The 15,973-nt window shown below is 35.8% G+C and carries 11 protein-coding genes; 2 read left to right on the plus strand and 9 right to left on the minus strand.

Annotated features, from left to right (window positions below):
* Window positions 1-2: 2 nt before the first annotated feature.
* The 5 genes from HZI73_RS21740 to HZI73_RS21760 form a co-directional block, all read right to left on the minus strand.
* Complete coding sequence (locus tag HZI73_RS21740; protein ID WP_212695452.1) at window positions 3-758, minus strand: hypothetical protein; 756 nt, start codon at window positions 756-758, stop codon at window positions 3-5.
* A 118-nt stretch (window positions 759-876) separates the two neighbouring features.
* Window positions 877-1,614 (minus strand): hypothetical protein, encoded by a 738-nt coding sequence (locus tag HZI73_RS21745; RefSeq protein ID WP_212695453.1) that lies wholly within the window; start codon window positions 1,612-1,614, stop codon window positions 877-879.
* A gap of 402 nt (window positions 1,615-2,016) precedes the next feature.
* The gene (locus tag HZI73_RS21750; RefSeq protein WP_212695454.1) at window positions 2,017-2,883 is read right to left on the minus strand and encodes an ankyrin repeat domain-containing protein; all 867 of its coding nucleotides are present in this window, start codon (window positions 2,881-2,883) and stop codon (window positions 2,017-2,019) included.
* A 22-nt stretch (window positions 2,884-2,905) separates the two neighbouring features.
* A complete protein-coding gene (locus HZI73_RS21755) occupies window positions 2,906-9,115 on the minus strand; it encodes a DNRLRE domain-containing protein (protein WP_212695455.1) in 6,210 nt (2,069 codons plus the stop codon).
* A 327-nt stretch (window positions 9,116-9,442) separates the two neighbouring features.
* Window positions 9,443-10,624 carry a polysaccharide deacetylase family protein gene (locus HZI73_RS21760; protein ID WP_212695456.1) on the minus strand — a complete coding sequence of 394 codons (1,182 nt, stop codon included), beginning with the start codon at window positions 10,622-10,624 and terminating at the stop codon, window positions 9,443-9,445.
* A gap of 190 nt (window positions 10,625-10,814) precedes the next feature.
* Between HZI73_RS21760 and HZI73_RS21765 the strand changes: the two genes are divergently transcribed.
* A complete protein-coding gene (locus HZI73_RS21765; RefSeq protein WP_212695457.1) occupies window positions 10,815-11,261 on the plus strand; it encodes a hypothetical protein in 447 nt (148 codons plus the stop codon).
* A 45-nt stretch (window positions 11,262-11,306) separates the two neighbouring features.
* Here the strand turns inward: HZI73_RS21765 and HZI73_RS21770 are convergent, their stop codons facing one another.
* The 4 genes from HZI73_RS21770 to HZI73_RS21785 form a co-directional block, all read right to left on the minus strand.
* Complete coding sequence (locus HZI73_RS21770) at window positions 11,307-11,597, minus strand: hypothetical protein (RefSeq protein ID WP_212695458.1); 291 nt, start codon at window positions 11,595-11,597, stop codon at window positions 11,307-11,309.
* A 92-nt stretch (window positions 11,598-11,689) separates the two neighbouring features.
* Window positions 11,690-12,604, minus strand: coding sequence for a YegS/Rv2252/BmrU family lipid kinase (locus HZI73_RS21775; RefSeq protein ID WP_212695459.1), 915 nt, complete (start codon window positions 12,602-12,604; stop codon window positions 11,690-11,692).
* Between the two features lie 181 nt (window positions 12,605-12,785).
* On the minus strand, window positions 12,786-13,379 hold the full coding sequence (locus HZI73_RS21780) for a winged helix-turn-helix domain-containing protein (protein WP_212695460.1): 594 nt from the start codon (window positions 13,377-13,379) through the stop codon (window positions 12,786-12,788).
* A 28-nt stretch (window positions 13,380-13,407) separates the two neighbouring features.
* Window positions 13,408-14,676, minus strand: coding sequence for an MFS transporter (locus tag HZI73_RS21785; RefSeq protein WP_212695461.1), 1,269 nt, complete (start codon window positions 14,674-14,676; stop codon window positions 13,408-13,410).
* Window positions 14,677-14,897: 221 nt separating this feature from the next.
* Between HZI73_RS21785 and HZI73_RS21790 the strand changes: the two genes are divergently transcribed.
* The gene (locus HZI73_RS21790) at window positions 14,898-15,890 is read left to right on the plus strand and encodes a CgeB family protein (RefSeq protein ID WP_212695462.1); all 993 of its coding nucleotides are present in this window, start codon (window positions 14,898-14,900) and stop codon (window positions 15,888-15,890) included.
* The last annotated feature ends 83 nt before the right edge of the window (window positions 15,891-15,973 follow it).

The raw sequence follows: 15,973 nt of genomic DNA on the forward strand, positions 1-15,973 counted from the left end.
ATTTATACATTTTTATGAACGCTCATTTCTTCTATGCTGACACTCCATTGCCTAGTATTGTTTTTATTGATAAATTGAACTTCGTTATTGGATAACCATGTCAATTTTCCCAAGTGTTTAACATATGCGTACTCATGAGGGGATTCCTTTAGAATTAATTGGGCTCTAACTATATCCCCTTGTTTATTTTGAATTATAATGTATATTTTAATGTCTTTTACCTCATGTTCTAAATACACTTTTGCAGCATACATTTTATTTGGACTCTTAATCTTCTTTCCCCATGTCCAATAATTATTATAATTTAAATCTATAATCTTTTTGTATACTTCCTCAAATGGAGTAATATCCCACTCTTTTTCATGTGCTATCTTGGCTATAGCATTTTTAATCACATTCAACGTGAATGGTTTTTTCTCTTTATCATCATATGAAAAAAAACTAGTATAATCAACTTTTTGCTCAATAATGTAAATGCCACTTGAATTGATAACATTATTTTGAGTCACTTTATCGACACATCTTACAAGAATTTTTTTACATTCTTTAGTTTTATATTTACCAAGCAATCTTAGAAACATGGATACGATACAATTCGTTTCTAAAGTAAAACGTCGTTTTATATTCCACTTCCAATTTCGATCATAATCAATACGTAGCGCTTCTTCATAAGAACAATTGTTTGTATTAGAAATTTCTATAATAACTTCCGATTGCTCCTTATATGGAACATCTAACTGCAAATCCCTAAGGTACATATCACGCCACTCCTTGTATAATCTTTAATAATAAGTACTAGATGAATAATTATTATTATTAGTAAGTAAGTTATCTTAAGCCCATGATTACTTATTTTTCAGAAAAACCTAAGTTTTACTAAGATTCTACCTGTACCTTCCAATGCATCGTATTATATTTATTAACTAACTGGACTTCATTATTTGATAACCATTTCAACTTCCCTAAGTGTAAAATATAGATATAATCATCTGGCATTTCAGAGATAATTAATTGTCTTTTAATGATGTCACCAAGCTTATTTCTTATGATAATGTATATTTTAATGTCTTTTATTTCATGTTCTAGATATACTTCAGCCGTAAATAATCGATTAGGGCTGTTAAGTTTCTTTTTCCACGTCCAATGATTAGTATATTCTAATTCAATAATCCTTTTATACACCTGTTCAAATGGCGATATATCCCAGTTTTTATCTCTGGCTATTTTGCTAATTGCTTCTTTTATAACGTCTAAGGTGAATTGTTTTTTCTCAAGATCATTTTTTGAGAAGAATGCATTATAGTCAACAATCTGTTCAATTAAACATATACCCATGGTTGTACCACCTATACCTTTTAAAGATTTTACACAATGGACAACTATTTTTATAGTATCTTCATTTTTATATTTACCAAGAAGCCTTAAAAACATTAATACAATACAATTCGTTTCTAGAAAAAAACGTTTAGCAATAACCCCCTTCCAGTTACGGTCGGAATCCATTCTTAGAGCTTGCTCATACGTGCAATTATACTCACTCATGTACTTATTAATGATATCTAATCTTTCATTAGATGGATATGGAACATGTAAGTGCATTTCTCTAAGATACATATTAATCCCCTTCCTACATTATGTTGCTATTTACGGCTGATAATGGAAATCCTAAAAATGTCTGTAAAATGACGGAGATAATACGCTATCATTGTCTCCCTAGCACCTACAGATAATCTTATTAATAGAATAATGTAACAAAATTAGTTTACCGCTAATTTCATGTATCCATTCTACTTTCATAAATATTTAATATATCTCTAGACTTACCTAATGGATTGCTTAGGGAGCGAAGAATATAATATTGCATCACTATAATCGAGGAATTTAAGACAATAATCTAGCCGTTAAAACAGGAGCAAAAGGGATATATCCCTCTGCTCCTTCAATTTTGATACCACTTATTTTGGTTTGAAAAACAACTATGTTGTTTTGATACTATCTTTTTCGTGAATAACTTTTTTATCTTGAGCTCAATAATGACAAGATTTTATGTCTATTTTTTCTTGGAATTACATCTCTTATATTCTTACCTTCCATATCTTCTACATTAATGTTTGCGCCATTATTTATTAGTAGTTTTACTACTTCCATATTTCCAAGAGCGACAGCATGATATAAAGGCGTTTTTCCTTCATCATCCAAACTTTCTATATTCGCTTTATTCTCTAACAACAACCTAATCACATCTAGGTGGTTATAACAGGAAGCAATGGTTAATGGCGTACAGCAATAATCATCCATTGGGTCAATTTGTATATCATGACTAATGAGATACTCAACTATTTCAATATACCCTTCACTTGCAGCAATATATAGAGGCGTTGCACCATTTTCATCTTTTCTTTCTAAGTCTCCTCCCGCTTTAAACAATAATTTAATTAAATCCAAATGTCGTTCTTGAGTAGCCCAATGAATTGGGGTGTAGCCTCCATAGTCGTGTTTGTTAACGTCTAAACCTTTTTCTATTAATAATTCTGCTATTTTATATCCTCCTGTAGCTGCAGCTGCGTGAAGAGGTGTATAATTACACCTATCTAAACTTAAATCACAACCATTGTCGATTAATAATTGAACAATTCCAAGCTGCCCATTTGTACAAGCTATCTCAAGGGGAAAGAAACCATCTTTATCTCTTTTGCTTATATCTGCACCTTTTTCTACTAACAGCTCTGCTAGTTGAATATATCCTTCTTGAGCAGCCCAATGTAAAAGGGTATAACCTTTTTCATCTCCTTCATTTACATTGAGGCCTGATTCTAAGTATTTTTTTACTCTGTCTATTTTTCCACTAGATATTGCATTAAAAATATCTTTTTTGTTATTCATATTTTACCTCCAATCAATAATATTAATATCTAGGATAATTGAAATGATCATGAGGATTAGGGGCTTTTGGTGTCCAATGCTTAGGTGTTTTAACGTCAGGGTGATAATGCGGACCATGATTACCATGAGGATGATGTATCGGTTCTTTTCCCTTTCCTGCTTTTTTTGCTTTTTGATAAGCATCTTTTTTTGATTTTGAATAATTTCTTTTAGCCGGAGGATTTTTACTTCTTACTTTATTACTAATAGAAGGATTTTTTCTTCTTTTTTTAATTCGTTTATTCTTAGGGCTTTTAGATTTTGAATAAATAATGCCAGATGCAATTGTAGTACCTATAGCTCCAATAGCTAATAGCGTCCAACCAGCTGGACCAATTGCAGCTAATCCCCCTATAATTGTAGTACCAATACCACTACCACCTATTGTAACTCCACCAACTAACGCAGGTACTCCAAATAATCCATCTGGATCCTTAGAATTTATAGGATTATTATCACAATAAACATATATATTATTACTTAAGATACGGTCCCTGCTCAAGAATCTACCAATAGCTGGAGAGTAATATCGATCAATCAAATAATATAATCCAGTTGTTACATCATAACGATATCCTGCATAACGATAAGGATTTAATGATGCAGCAGAACCAGATTCACTTAATATATTGCCCCAAGCATCATAAGTATATTCTGCAACGACGCTACCATTTATATCAGTGAGCTGAACAATGTCACCATGCCCGTTTAGTACAGTATAATAGGTTATGCCATCCACAGTCAAGCATAGTAATTGTCCTGTAGGACTCCAAGTATAGTGTTTTTTCAACAAACCTGCCTCATCAATTTCTGCTATTACATTATTACTATAACCATCATATAGGAAGTAAATTTCCTGTTCATTGGTATTGGCATAAACACGACGTCCAATATTATCATATTTATAAGTTGCAACTAGTGAATTATCAGATACTTTATTCACTTGAATTAACCTATCTGCCGAACTCCAAGTATAATTGTATGTACCATCTGATGTCATATTTCCATTACCATCATGACTGGTAATACTTAAACCATTAATCTTTATGAGTTGATTTGCTGCATCATAATCAAAAGTTGTAGTATTGATGATAGTACCATCTGATTGTTTTTCATCTCGTTTAGTCATATTACCACGAGGATCATACGTATAAATTATCGTATTTCCATTTGGTAGAAGCTCTGTTTTTAGCTCACCTTTAGCTGTATAAGTAAAAGTTAGTTCCTGACTGTTATGATCAGTAACTTTAGTTACATAGTCATCTGCTCGATAATCGTATTTAAAGCTTGATAATACTTGACCTGTATTGGTTTTGTTTTGAACATCAGTTAATCGTTCCATACTATCATAATCAATACGTTGATTTGTATCATTACCTGAGTGAAGAGTAGACAAATGACCATTTTCATTAAATATAAATCGATTTATTTTTTGACTAGCATCTATCAAAGTAGCTGGTTGGTTGACTTTATTATATGTTATATTTTCAGTCTTAGTAACAACTCCTACGGTCAACTTCTTTTGGGTTATATTTCCAACATTATTTATAATATAATCTATCTTACCTTTTCCGTCATCCCAACTTGACAATTGATTAAAATTATCATGGGTAGCAGTCCAAGTACGATTTTCCAAAACATCATTTATAGTCTCAACATTTCCATTTTTATCATAACTGAATTGATATCTAAGTGAGTCGTTTAAGTAAGTGTTCGATAAAAGGTTAACATCATTGTAATCATAGGAAATCTTATTCTCAGGTTTAATAATTTCTATAAGCCCTCCAGTGGGTGAATAATTATATATAGTTTTTTGATTCAAAGGATCTGTAGAAGAACTGATAAGGTCCAAATTATTATAAGTAAAAATGGTTTCATTATAAAAAGTGGTTTCACTTGGATCAGTATTCTTGATACTCCTTATATTACCATTATTATCATAATCATATATTATTTTCAAATCATTGCCCGAAGGCTTTACCCACTTAAGCTTATCAGAATTACTCCAATAATCAAATTCGATAACATTACTCAATGGATCAGTAATTGATACGATATTACCTGCTAAATCATAAGTATATGTTGATGAATTCTTAAATGAATCCGTACGCTTCTCCACCCAAGTATTGGATGTATTATAACCATATTTTGTTACATAATTGCCTTCCTGTAATCTGACATTATCAAAATATACCGTTCCATTAGCATCTCCACTCATAAGTACCGGACGAAAATAGACAGTACCCGTTGGTCCCGCATTTTCTGTAATATCAATACTGAGTCTTCTCCAGTCATGTGTGCCACCTAAAACTTCGGACTCTACTTGACCAAGATAGATTTTATTTATATCATAAAACTCCACTTTTATGTGGGCTACATCCGCTGTTAAATCCTGTGTTTTTATAAAGGCTGATAAATTGTATTTCTTTTGTGGGTTATATGAAATGTAATCAACAATACTTATACCTGACCAAGCAGGCGAATTGGAGATAGAAACTGCTTTGCTCCCATCATATACTTGTGTCGTTTCCCAAGAGCTTGTACCCCCTGGTGCTTGTACCCAATTTGTAGGCCATGTAGCTCCTCTCTCAAAACTGGAATTATCGATGAGATTATAGGGCGTATCTACAGGGTTTTTCTGTATGAGTATTGCATCGAAATAAGATTCTCCTGTACCTGTACTATTTGATGCACCTAGCTTAACCCTTATTTTACTTGTACCAGAGGGCAAGTCGGCTTGATTGATGGCTGTTGACCAACGCTGCCAGTCACTTATGTTTCCTTCTAAATTAATACGTCCAACTTCTCCTAGTAGTTGGTCTGCATTATTGTAGGTATAAACAGAAAGGACAGTCAGTTGTGTGCCTGAGGCTTGCGTGTTTTTTAGATAGCCCGATAGGACATAATCAACGTTTTCTACAGTAATGGCATCAGAGAGCATCAAGGTGTAGAATGAGTTATTACTAGTTGAAGCGTCTAATTTAAAGGACTTGTTGCCAAATTTACTATCTGTAGAAACAACACTCCATGTATCCGGTTCTCCAGTATCAAATGAATAGTTCTCTGGCAATCCTCCAACGTCATTTCCTTCAAAACTGCTGTTATCAAGCAAATTATCAGCTAAGCTTATAGGCGTTGTTGCTTCAATAACATTGTTGTACTGGTCAAATCGCTTAGCACTGCTTATGTTAGTGGTATAGGGGTCACGGGTTGTCATATTATTTTTTTTATCATCATAGGTCATATTGTAGATGTCGTTATTGACCCCTGTGTATTTAGTTAAGTTGGATGCACTATCCCATTGAAAGGTTTGTTCACCATTTTTCGGATCAGTTACCTTTTCAACATTTCCTGTGCTGGGGTTATAGGCATATTTCCATTCATAGCCTTTAGGGTCTTGCTGGGACCTCAATGCATTAGGTATGTTGGTACCGTCTACCATATCCGTATCCCAGACAAAGTTATCTGTTAGGTTTAAGCCCACTGGGTCTTGCTGGATTTTGGTGACATTCTGGTAGTCGTTAAAGGTATACATTTTTTTACGGCCTTCACCATCATAAGTAGCGGATTGTGATGTGGCATAATTAGAAGTGTATTGCATACCTATTACAAGATCTGAAGCGGTGGTACCTGTTTCTAATTGTATACCATCCCACCAGCTGCTCCCTGAACCTGAGGCGACTGTGGCACCGAATTTTATGCGTACTCTGTCTGTATTAGAAGGTAGTGCTTCTGACTTTTCATATCGGTTCCAATCAAATGTTCCTGTTGGTTCTATACGTGCAAATTCACCTAAACTGATGTCGTTTTCATCATAAGCCAGAAGTGAAATAACCGTGGTGAGGGTTCCTGAATTTTGCTGGGCTTTTAAATAACTGCTAAGTGTATAAGTTTGGGTTGCGTCAACAGGAATTGGGTCGGATAAATAGACGGTATAGAAATACGTATTTGCTGATGATGTGTTGATTTTAAATGCTTTTCCATAGGCTGAACCTGAACTTGAATCAATGGATTCTTGTCCTGTTTGACCTGTCCAAATATAGAAATAGTCTGGTATGCCATTGCCGTTAGCGTCTACTTCAAAGTTACCGTTAGTTACTGCATTAACAGGATTTATTGACGCTACTCGGTCTGTACCCGTATAGATAATGTACGTGGTATCTCCTTTTGGAGAAATGGTTGCTATGAGATTGTGGTCTTGATCATAGCGGTATTGAACAAGCTTACTATCTGGAGTTGTGACTTTTATAAGATTTCCGTTTCCATCGTAATCATAGAGCCATGTTCGATTAGCTGGATCTGTTGCAGTGGCGATACGTCCACTAAGATAGGTGAGTGTTATGGTATTATCTGCATTATCTTTTATGCCTGTGACTTGATCATTCGTGTAGACCAGCGTTAAGGTATTGTTTGCAGGATCTTTTATTTGGGTGAGTTTACTGTCTGTAAAGGTGTATTGCATTTTATCGGATGTAGTAATGGTCGCTGATGCTTGATTACCACTTAGTTGCCAATACATACCCGGTGGTGAATTGTAACTGCTATCTGTATTCTGAGAAAAGAAATGGGTGCTGCCATTGGCTTCTATTAGTTTTGCAGGTCCTTTGGCAGGTATATAAAGACGCATATCCATTACAGAATACCAGCCATAACCAAAAACACCACTGGCTGTTGAACGGCTGTTATAGGTCCGATCCAGTGTAACATCTACACCCCGCCCTGGAAAATCGATATCTCTATCTTCATAAACCAGATTACCATTGGCCATGTTGACTGAGCCATCAAAGGTCCAGTAAGACTGTTGACCTAATCCATCAATGGTATAATCAATGGTTAAGCTTGGATGGTTGGTTGGATTTAGAACATCATTACTGGCAAGAAATTCTCTACTAGCTAAGCTCTCATTACTGTATTGGAGTTGAAGGCCATAATTATCCTGTGTGCCACTATACCAATCATTGACAAGTCCTGTTATAGGTATGGTCACTTGGTGAGGACCTGCTGTATTGGTCATGGTGATTGAACCATCTATACTGCCAGTTGATGGCTTACTTTGCCATGTAACCGTATTGGCAGTCCAATCTGAAGTGACACGGTGAACCTCCAGTACAGGGGTCTGAGATGTGACATACACTTGAGTATTTAATACGTTCAAACTGGCATTGGAGATAACTGCACCACTTGGTATGGCAGGTAAATTAAACCATAATAAAGAACGACATGTACCCAGTGTAGAACCTAGTCCAACATAAAAGTGTGCCCACATGTCATAATTGGTGTTAGGATTGCTGCTTGATAACAAGGTATCCTGTGATAAAGCATCCACATCAAGGGTATTGATTGTGGGATCAAATATAATGGGATAAACACGTTCAGGGGATTGAAGCCATTCTACATCCCCAATAAGATCCATGTATATTTTTGAGCCTTTTTCTTCTCTAAATTGATAGGATACATTGGTTGACATTGCAAAATTGTCGTCTAATAAAAAAGGTTTTTCAAAAGTAAAAAGAGGTTCATGGTTACCTGGTTTTGAAAAGATGACGGAACCATCATCCTGTACAACATAAGTTAAGTCTTTTAATTTTATTTCATAAGTATATAGGGTTGGTGCATCTTTACTTTTTAAGATAAGGGTTTCTTTTAAACCATAGGGTGTAACAGCATACGTCATATCTGTAGCCGTTGTGACCTCTTCAAATGTCATCACATTATCTTGAACGCTTCCTTTAACGGATGAAGCAAATGTTGGGCGAAAGGATAAGCTGGAGCCCTCTTCTGAATAAGTGACAAAGCCATTAGCATGTTTATGCAGTGAAATATCAAATTCATTGGCTATGTTCTTGAATGCATCTTTTTCCGCCTTTAAATTAGACTGGATAGGCTGCCATTTTCCTGTTTTCTTATCCTTATAGTTAACCGGGTGTGCATAGATCTTTTCTGTAAAAGAGCCATCTGCATTAATATAGCGTTTTGATTTTCTTGTTCTAAACTGTGTTAACTCTTTTTGTGTACCATTGGATGTTGAAAATGAGACATCATCCGAAATGGTTTGGACCTTTTCTGGTATATCATAAAAAACTTGATCTGGTGACGTTTCTGCATAAGCAGTATTAGATGGAACAATAATTGAGACAAGCAAAGCAATCATGAGAACAATAGATAAAATGGTTCTTGTACTTTTGTGTTTCACAATAATTCCTCCTCTTTCATGTCATTTTCTTAACAATCAGTTTACATAAAGAATTAACCTCTTTCATTATAGTTTAAAATTTCTGATAATTATATGGTCATATGTAAGGAGATTAGATACCTATTATGCCTATGATAATACACGCGTAATGACCTATATAATTAGGACTATTGTCGAATTTAATTATATTTCTAAGAATTACACTATTTTCCAATACTACTTCATGTACATTTAGACCACAAAAAATGACACCCTACCCACCAGTAAGAGTGCCATCTACTCACATTCCTAAATATCCACTATTATTATCTTATACCCGTTACACCTTTATTCCTCTGATTCTATCTTATAAGTAAATAATTCCTTATCCCCTAATTTTTCTTTATTCATGTATTCTTCCATACCTTCCAATATGGATACCCTGTCTGCTCGACCATCGGAGATATACTTCTTCTCTGGATGCTTTTCATAATAGTCAAAAAACCACCACATATCTTGTGCTTCACCTTCAGAGCCTCTTGCTCGTGCTACATTCAATGGGCTAAACTTTGTGTGAAGGGGTGGATAATAAGGTCCACTGGCACCTTCTCGAAACCCTACTTGGTACTGATAGAGGTTGCCATCGAACTCTCCCTCTTTAATAAAAGCACGTAAAGCTTCCTTGGGTCTAGCACCAAAAGGATAGGTAATGGAATCAACGGTATAACCGGGTATGGCATTCTTTATTAACTGGTCTACTTTGCCAAGCTCAGCCATGATATCCCTTGATGTAACACCTGACTTACCTAAGTGCTTATGGGTAGCTGTATGATTGCCAAGACCATAACCGTTATCCACTAACCAATTTAAGCGTTCTTCCACGGTACCTGCCCCATCAAATATTTTACCACCGTTAATATAGAATGTGGCTTCTTTTCCAAACTCAGGATAGTCTTTAGCAAAACGCTCCATGATTTCTACAGCTGTACCTGTTTTAGGAACAAGTTCTCCATTTTCTTCAACCATGGAGAAAGTGGATTCAAGGCCATCATCAAAAGTCAGTACAATGGGCGTATACCCAGCCTCTACTGTAATATGATTATCTAGGTAATCACGCATGGAGATAGGGCGATATCCTTTTTCATACATGTATTGTAAGTCCTTTAAAAATTGTTCTTCCGTGACATGGTAAGGATAATTGTCCAAAATGCCATGATACATGATGACCATTATATGGCCTAATTCATTAGGCTTCACCACTTGATAGTCAATCTCCTTAGGCTTCGTCACTTCTTCAACCACTTGATCATCTTGTTTTTCGGTATCATTTTCTGCATCATCTTCAGGCAGCTCATCATTCGGATCTGGTTTTACATCCTGTTCTTCTGGTTGCTTATGTTCTTCCATCTGCTCCTTTTCTTGTGGCTGATTTCTTTCTTCACCACAGCCTACAACAAGTAGCACTAGGAGCATGATGCATATAGCTCCACCTAATTTTTTTATTATACCTTTATGTAACCCTGACACCATTCTTTCGCTCCTCCATCATCCATTATGTCAATGATATTATTATGTTATACCCATGTAGAAATCTTGATTATTGCACCATTCCCGTCCAGAAAATTGAAAAATATAGGATTAATTTTCCATAACCTTCATATTTTCGTCCCACTGTAAATAAAATATATTAATCGGACTATTTGTATTTAAGGAGGAAATTATGCGTTCTACAAAAATTGTCGTCCTAAAGCTTAAAGAAATAATATATACCGCATTGTTCGTGATTCTCGGCATATGTTTAATTCTTTTACTCGTTTACATGTTTTCTAATAAAAAAGAATCCAAGCCACCTACTGTCGCTACATACGTCCCTGGTCTTTACACGTCATCCATCATGTTAGAAAACAAAGCTGTTAATGTTGAAGTAGTTGTTGATAAAGATCACATTAACTCCATACGATTAACTGACTTAGACCCTGCTATTGCAACGCTTAATCCAGCACTTGTACCCACCTTACAAGAACTTGAAATCCAACTGGTTAATGATACTTCCGTTGATGACTTATCCTTTAACATCGAAACGAAGCACACATCTTCTATGCTTGTAAGTGCCATTGAATCAGCCTTAGACAAAGCCAGGCCAGATGATGCTAAGGACAAAGACTAACCATGTCTCAATCTGTTTCCATTACATAAAAAAGAAGCCCATGGATTAAATGGACCAATTTTCCCAATACTGCCCAGTTTCTTCATCAACCACAGCAGCTAGATATCGATCAACAATCTTAAATAAATCCGACTCATCTTTTAAAGTAACGATGATAGAATTAGGACCAAACTTAATTCTATCATTTTTATTTTTCTTGCCTTGAGCCTTTTTGTCTGCTACCCAAGCTCTAAACCGCTTTTCAAAATCCACTATCTGAGCTTCTTCTATTTCTTCATAACCATATAGTTCCCCTTTAACCTCTTCAATAAATTCCTCTAACTCCATTTTGAGCATGCTTATTTCTCCTTCCACTGTGTACCACTTTTATCTTTTACAAATATACCTTAGTATTGAATCAATAACGCTGGTCGTCTAAAAACTCTATCTTATATGCTAAGCTCCGTATTAGGCGGACAGATAACCTCTAAAGCCTGTTTTCTAACTCGGATATTTAATGGATAATTAGGTCCTTTTTCCCCATCTATATCCAACTCGTGAAAACGTTCTATCCCTTCTACACACTTAATGGCTATTTGATCATCTTGAAAATAGACCACGTTCCTATCGTGCAAGTGGTCACCAATCAGAATCTTACCAAATAACACAGCCATTTCGTTCAATGAACAGGCTTTGATGCCCACAAAATCCATCTTGCCATCATCAATCTGAGCGTCAAGACCTAACTTGTTAAAACCTCCTGCGCTATTTCCGTTAAGGACTAAGAATAGAAAAAAATAGTCATCCAGAAGCTGATGTGTGCTTTCTATTTGATAGCGAATCTTTCTAAAACGTGGGAGCTGTTGTACACCCTTAATATAGTACCCAAGCTTTCCAAGTGTATTTTTAAACTCAATATCCATGTTTTGGGATATATTGGCAAAAAGACCGCCACAGCAGACATTGATAAAATACTTGTCATTCACCTGACCAACATCCACCCGTCTTGTATGCATCTTAGCCATGACTTCAAAACATTCCCCATAGCGCAAAGGCATCTTTATATGGGATGCGAAATCATTAGCTGTTCCAGCAGGTATTACGCCTAATGGTAAGTAAATCCTCTGTTTCATCATGCAGTTAACGACTTGGTTAACTGACCCGTCTCCACCTGCAACAATGATGGCTTGACAATCCATTAGATTATTTCTTGTAATATATGCTTCCACATCCTCTTTACTTCGACTTCGATGGATTTTGGTTTCATAACCTGCATCCTGAAAGATCGAAATAAATAAATCCAAATATGTGGGAAAATCCCGATTACCCGACATAGGATTGTAAATTAATTGAACATATCTCATGAAACTCCCTCAAATCTTATTGGATTTTCCTTTACCCATGACTAACATCCAATAGGTTACCTATATCATACCCTATTTTCTATTTAATTATATGGGTAAATGACAAAAAGTACAACCACTATTTCATAAGAATAACCCGTTAAAAAAGGTTACCATCATATGTTTATGGCTGTACTCTATTTTATTCATCTTCTTGGTCATCAATACCATCTAAAATTTCTAAGATGGTGTATAAAAACTGATATTCTTTTCGATTTTTATCTTCTTTTAGCGTCTCATCAACACGACTGAAACGATGTAGAAATTCATTAATTTCTTTTACTTCTTCTTGGGTTAAATAAACACGCTCACTGGCAAAATGCCCTTCAAATCTTTCACCTTCCGGACATTCCCTAAGGGATTTGATGAACAGGTTCTTGGTCTCATTAAACTCCTTATCCAGAACACTTTCTATGTTATTTCTCAAATACATATTCATTTGACTATCTAATTTTTTATCACGATTACGCATGACAAAATTTTCTGCTGTAGGCTCATAATACTTAGCAAGGATACCATTAATCTCTTTAGTAAAAACAAGTACCAAAATACCATTTTTTTCTAGTTTTTTCACATGGTAATGAACCTTAGCTGGTGTTTCACCTAACGCATCAGCAACTAATTTAACTGTCAAAGGCTTATTCTGTTTATAAAAAGTCTCAAGTATGTCTAAACGATATGGGTCCATGTAGGCTTTTATCTGATCACGCTCTGTCAATTCAATAAGCTTTTTCACCCAATCACCTCATACTCATTATACACGACTAGTCCTCTAACGCAACAGTTTTTTTAGGTAAGTATAAAATATAATTAAGTAATCCACCTAATAACAAAATCAAGCTTACTCCTACGATAATGATGTATGTCTCCACAGATGTATCCAGTAAAGCCCCCATAATGATCTGACCTAAAGGAATTGAAGCCGTTATTAATGTAGAATATACGGCCATGACACGACCCATGACCTTCATATCCACTCTGGCTTGCATGACGGTACCGGTAGCGATGTTACAGATGATAATAACACTGACGATACCAAAGGATAATACAGTTAGTCCAATAAAACCCATTAGCTTAGCATGCTCTAATTGCAACATGGCAGGATGACATATAACGCCTATTAAGAATATAAATAAAGAGGATACCACAAAGGCAAAAGTATTCAAATGATAGTAAGCATGTTTTTTAATCACTTTCCCTGCCACAATGGATGCAACCACTGGCCCTATACATACCAAAGCTTCAAAGAGACCAAACTGAAAATCGGATACATATAGACGCTGCTTAAGGATAAATGGAACACCAATTGCAAACATGGGACTGATAGCAAAATTAATCAATGCGCCAACACCTAATAAAATAACTAAATCCCTCTGACCCTTCATGGCTTTTAACCCTTCATTAAAATCCTTAAAAAACTGTTTAACCGTTTTGTTAACCTTCTCCGTTTTTTCCTTGGTTAACTGAATAAAGGACTCACTGATGGCAGACAGTAAAAAACTAACGGCATTAATCATGAGGACAGGTAATAAACCAGCTAAACCAAAGACAATACCTGCCAGTAAAGGTGCAATGATCGATGTGGTATAGGTGACAAATGTATGAATAGAATTCGCATCACCTAATTCCTCTTTTTTGACAATCTGAGGAATCATGGTGCTCATGGCAGGATTAAAGAGCATGGATATAACGGATAATGTGAGAACAAGTATGTATATCTGAACAAGGGATAACCCCCCATTGAGTATCACTAAACCACCAAATCCTGCTACAATGATACCACTTGCTGCATCTAACACAACAACCATCTTCTTACGATCAAACCAATCGGCAAAAACACCCGCAAAAGGTCCAAATATTAATTTTGGAATCAATGCTACAGCTAAGACAGATGCAAACTTTGTGCCAGACCCTGTTTCATTAAGCACATACAATGAGAGAGCAAACTCTTGAAAAATTGTGCCCAGTAATGATACAAATTTTCCTAAGATAACTAATGTAAAATTTCTTTTCTTAAATAAAGTTAGATTCATATGACACGTCTCCTTTTAGCTTTACTGATAAGGTTCATTTAGAGAAAATCAACTAGCATATACAACAACCATCGGTAAAATTATTTTAACGTTAAATATATTTTAATACCATTGGTTGGATTTGTCAATAAGTTTTTTTTAACGTTAAATATTTTTAATCGAATCATATATTTGATTATCCTTTAATATGGTTTTATATAGCCTGATTAGAGGATGATTGCATGAAAGTACTTTTTTTTGAACATGATGACCGCTTTATATTTGGTCTTCCACTGGGTTTTAGAGATGCTGGTCATACAATTCTAGTCTCCGGCCCTGTTCATGAAGAAAAAATTGACCGTATCCTACATAAATTCCAACCTGATTTAGCCATGCTCCTAGGTTGGACCACGCTTCACACAGACTCGAATCTCCATGCTATACATGACTCTTGTCAGCGTTATGATGTGCCACTCATTTATTGGGCTACTGAAGACCCAACATTCACCCATAGCTTCTCATTGCCTTTGATAAAAAAAACGAAGCCTACGTATGTTTTTACAGTTGCCCCCTCAAAAGTTCCACTATATGAATCTTTAGGCATACCGGCACAGCACCTGCCCTTCGCTTATCAACCCAGCATCTGCAAGCCTGTTCCTTGCAGCTCTTGGTGTTCAAAGGATATAGCCGTTGTAGCCAATGCCTATCCCAATGTTCTTTACACAAACCCTAGGCACTATCGTCGTCAATCCCTACGTATACTCATTGAACCTTTATTAAAAAAGTCTATGACCATTGACTTTTGGGGCAAGCATTGGGATCAGATGGAACCCTTTCTAGGCATGTCCATCCCAAAAGAACATCTCCATGGCTATCTTCACTACCTTAAAGCTCCTCATGTCTATGCCTGTTCTAACATAATCATTGGCTTACAAAACTACCCAAGTGAACTGGTTACCATGCGGACTTACGAAATCCTTGGCTCAAGAGGATTCCTTATTACTTCCCACAACACAGAATTATGTCAACTATTTCAACACACACAAGACCTCATCATATCTACGTCGCCTGAAGAGACCCTTGACTATGTGGACTATTATCAGCAACACCCAGACCAACTGGACATCATAAAAAATAACGGCTATAAAGCCGTCATTAATCATTCCTACGCCCATAGAGCGCAAACCATTGTGAACGCATTGCAGAATGCAAAAATCCTACCATCCTTTATGTGAAAGTAAAAGAGGCTACGCCCGCAAAGCTGATTTGTCAATTAGGAAAGTTTCCTTAGCACATATGAGAATGCTCCTATCTCATT

Origin of the sequence: Vallitalea pronyensis, from assembly GCF_018141445.1 — a bacterium.
Taxonomy (GTDB): domain Bacteria; phylum Bacillota; class Clostridia; order Lachnospirales; family Vallitaleaceae; genus Vallitalea; species Vallitalea pronyensis.

Excerpts from the sequence above, each read along its gene's own strand:
- HZI73_RS21775 (WP_212695459.1), bottom strand. The coding sequence starts at position 12,604 with ATGAGATATGTTCAATTAATTTACAATCCTATGTCGGGTAATCGGGAT.
- HZI73_RS21765 (WP_212695457.1), top strand. The coding sequence starts at position 10,815 with ATGCGTTCTACAAAAATTGTCGTCCTAAAGCTTAAAGAAATAATATAT.
- HZI73_RS21790 (WP_212695462.1), top strand. The coding sequence starts at position 14,898 with ATGAAAGTACTTTTTTTTGAACATGATGACCGCTTTATATTTGGTCTT.
- HZI73_RS21770 (WP_212695458.1), bottom strand. The coding sequence starts at position 11,597 with ATGCTCAAAATGGAGTTAGAGGAATTTATTGAAGAGGTTAAAGGGGAA.
- HZI73_RS21785 (WP_212695461.1), bottom strand. The coding sequence starts at position 14,676 with ATGAATCTAACTTTATTTAAGAAAAGAAATTTTACATTAGTTATCTTA.
- HZI73_RS21740 (WP_212695452.1), bottom strand. The coding sequence starts at position 758 with ATGTACCTTAGGGATTTGCAGTTAGATGTTCCATATAAGGAGCAATCG.
- HZI73_RS21750 (WP_212695454.1), bottom strand. The coding sequence starts at position 2,883 with ATGAATAACAAAAAAGATATTTTTAATGCAATATCTAGTGGAAAAATA.
- HZI73_RS21745 (WP_212695453.1), bottom strand. The coding sequence starts at position 1,614 with ATGTATCTTAGAGAAATGCACTTACATGTTCCATATCCATCTAATGAA.
- HZI73_RS21760 (WP_212695456.1), bottom strand. The coding sequence starts at position 10,624 with ATGGTGTCAGGGTTACATAAAGGTATAATAAAAAAATTAGGTGGAGCT.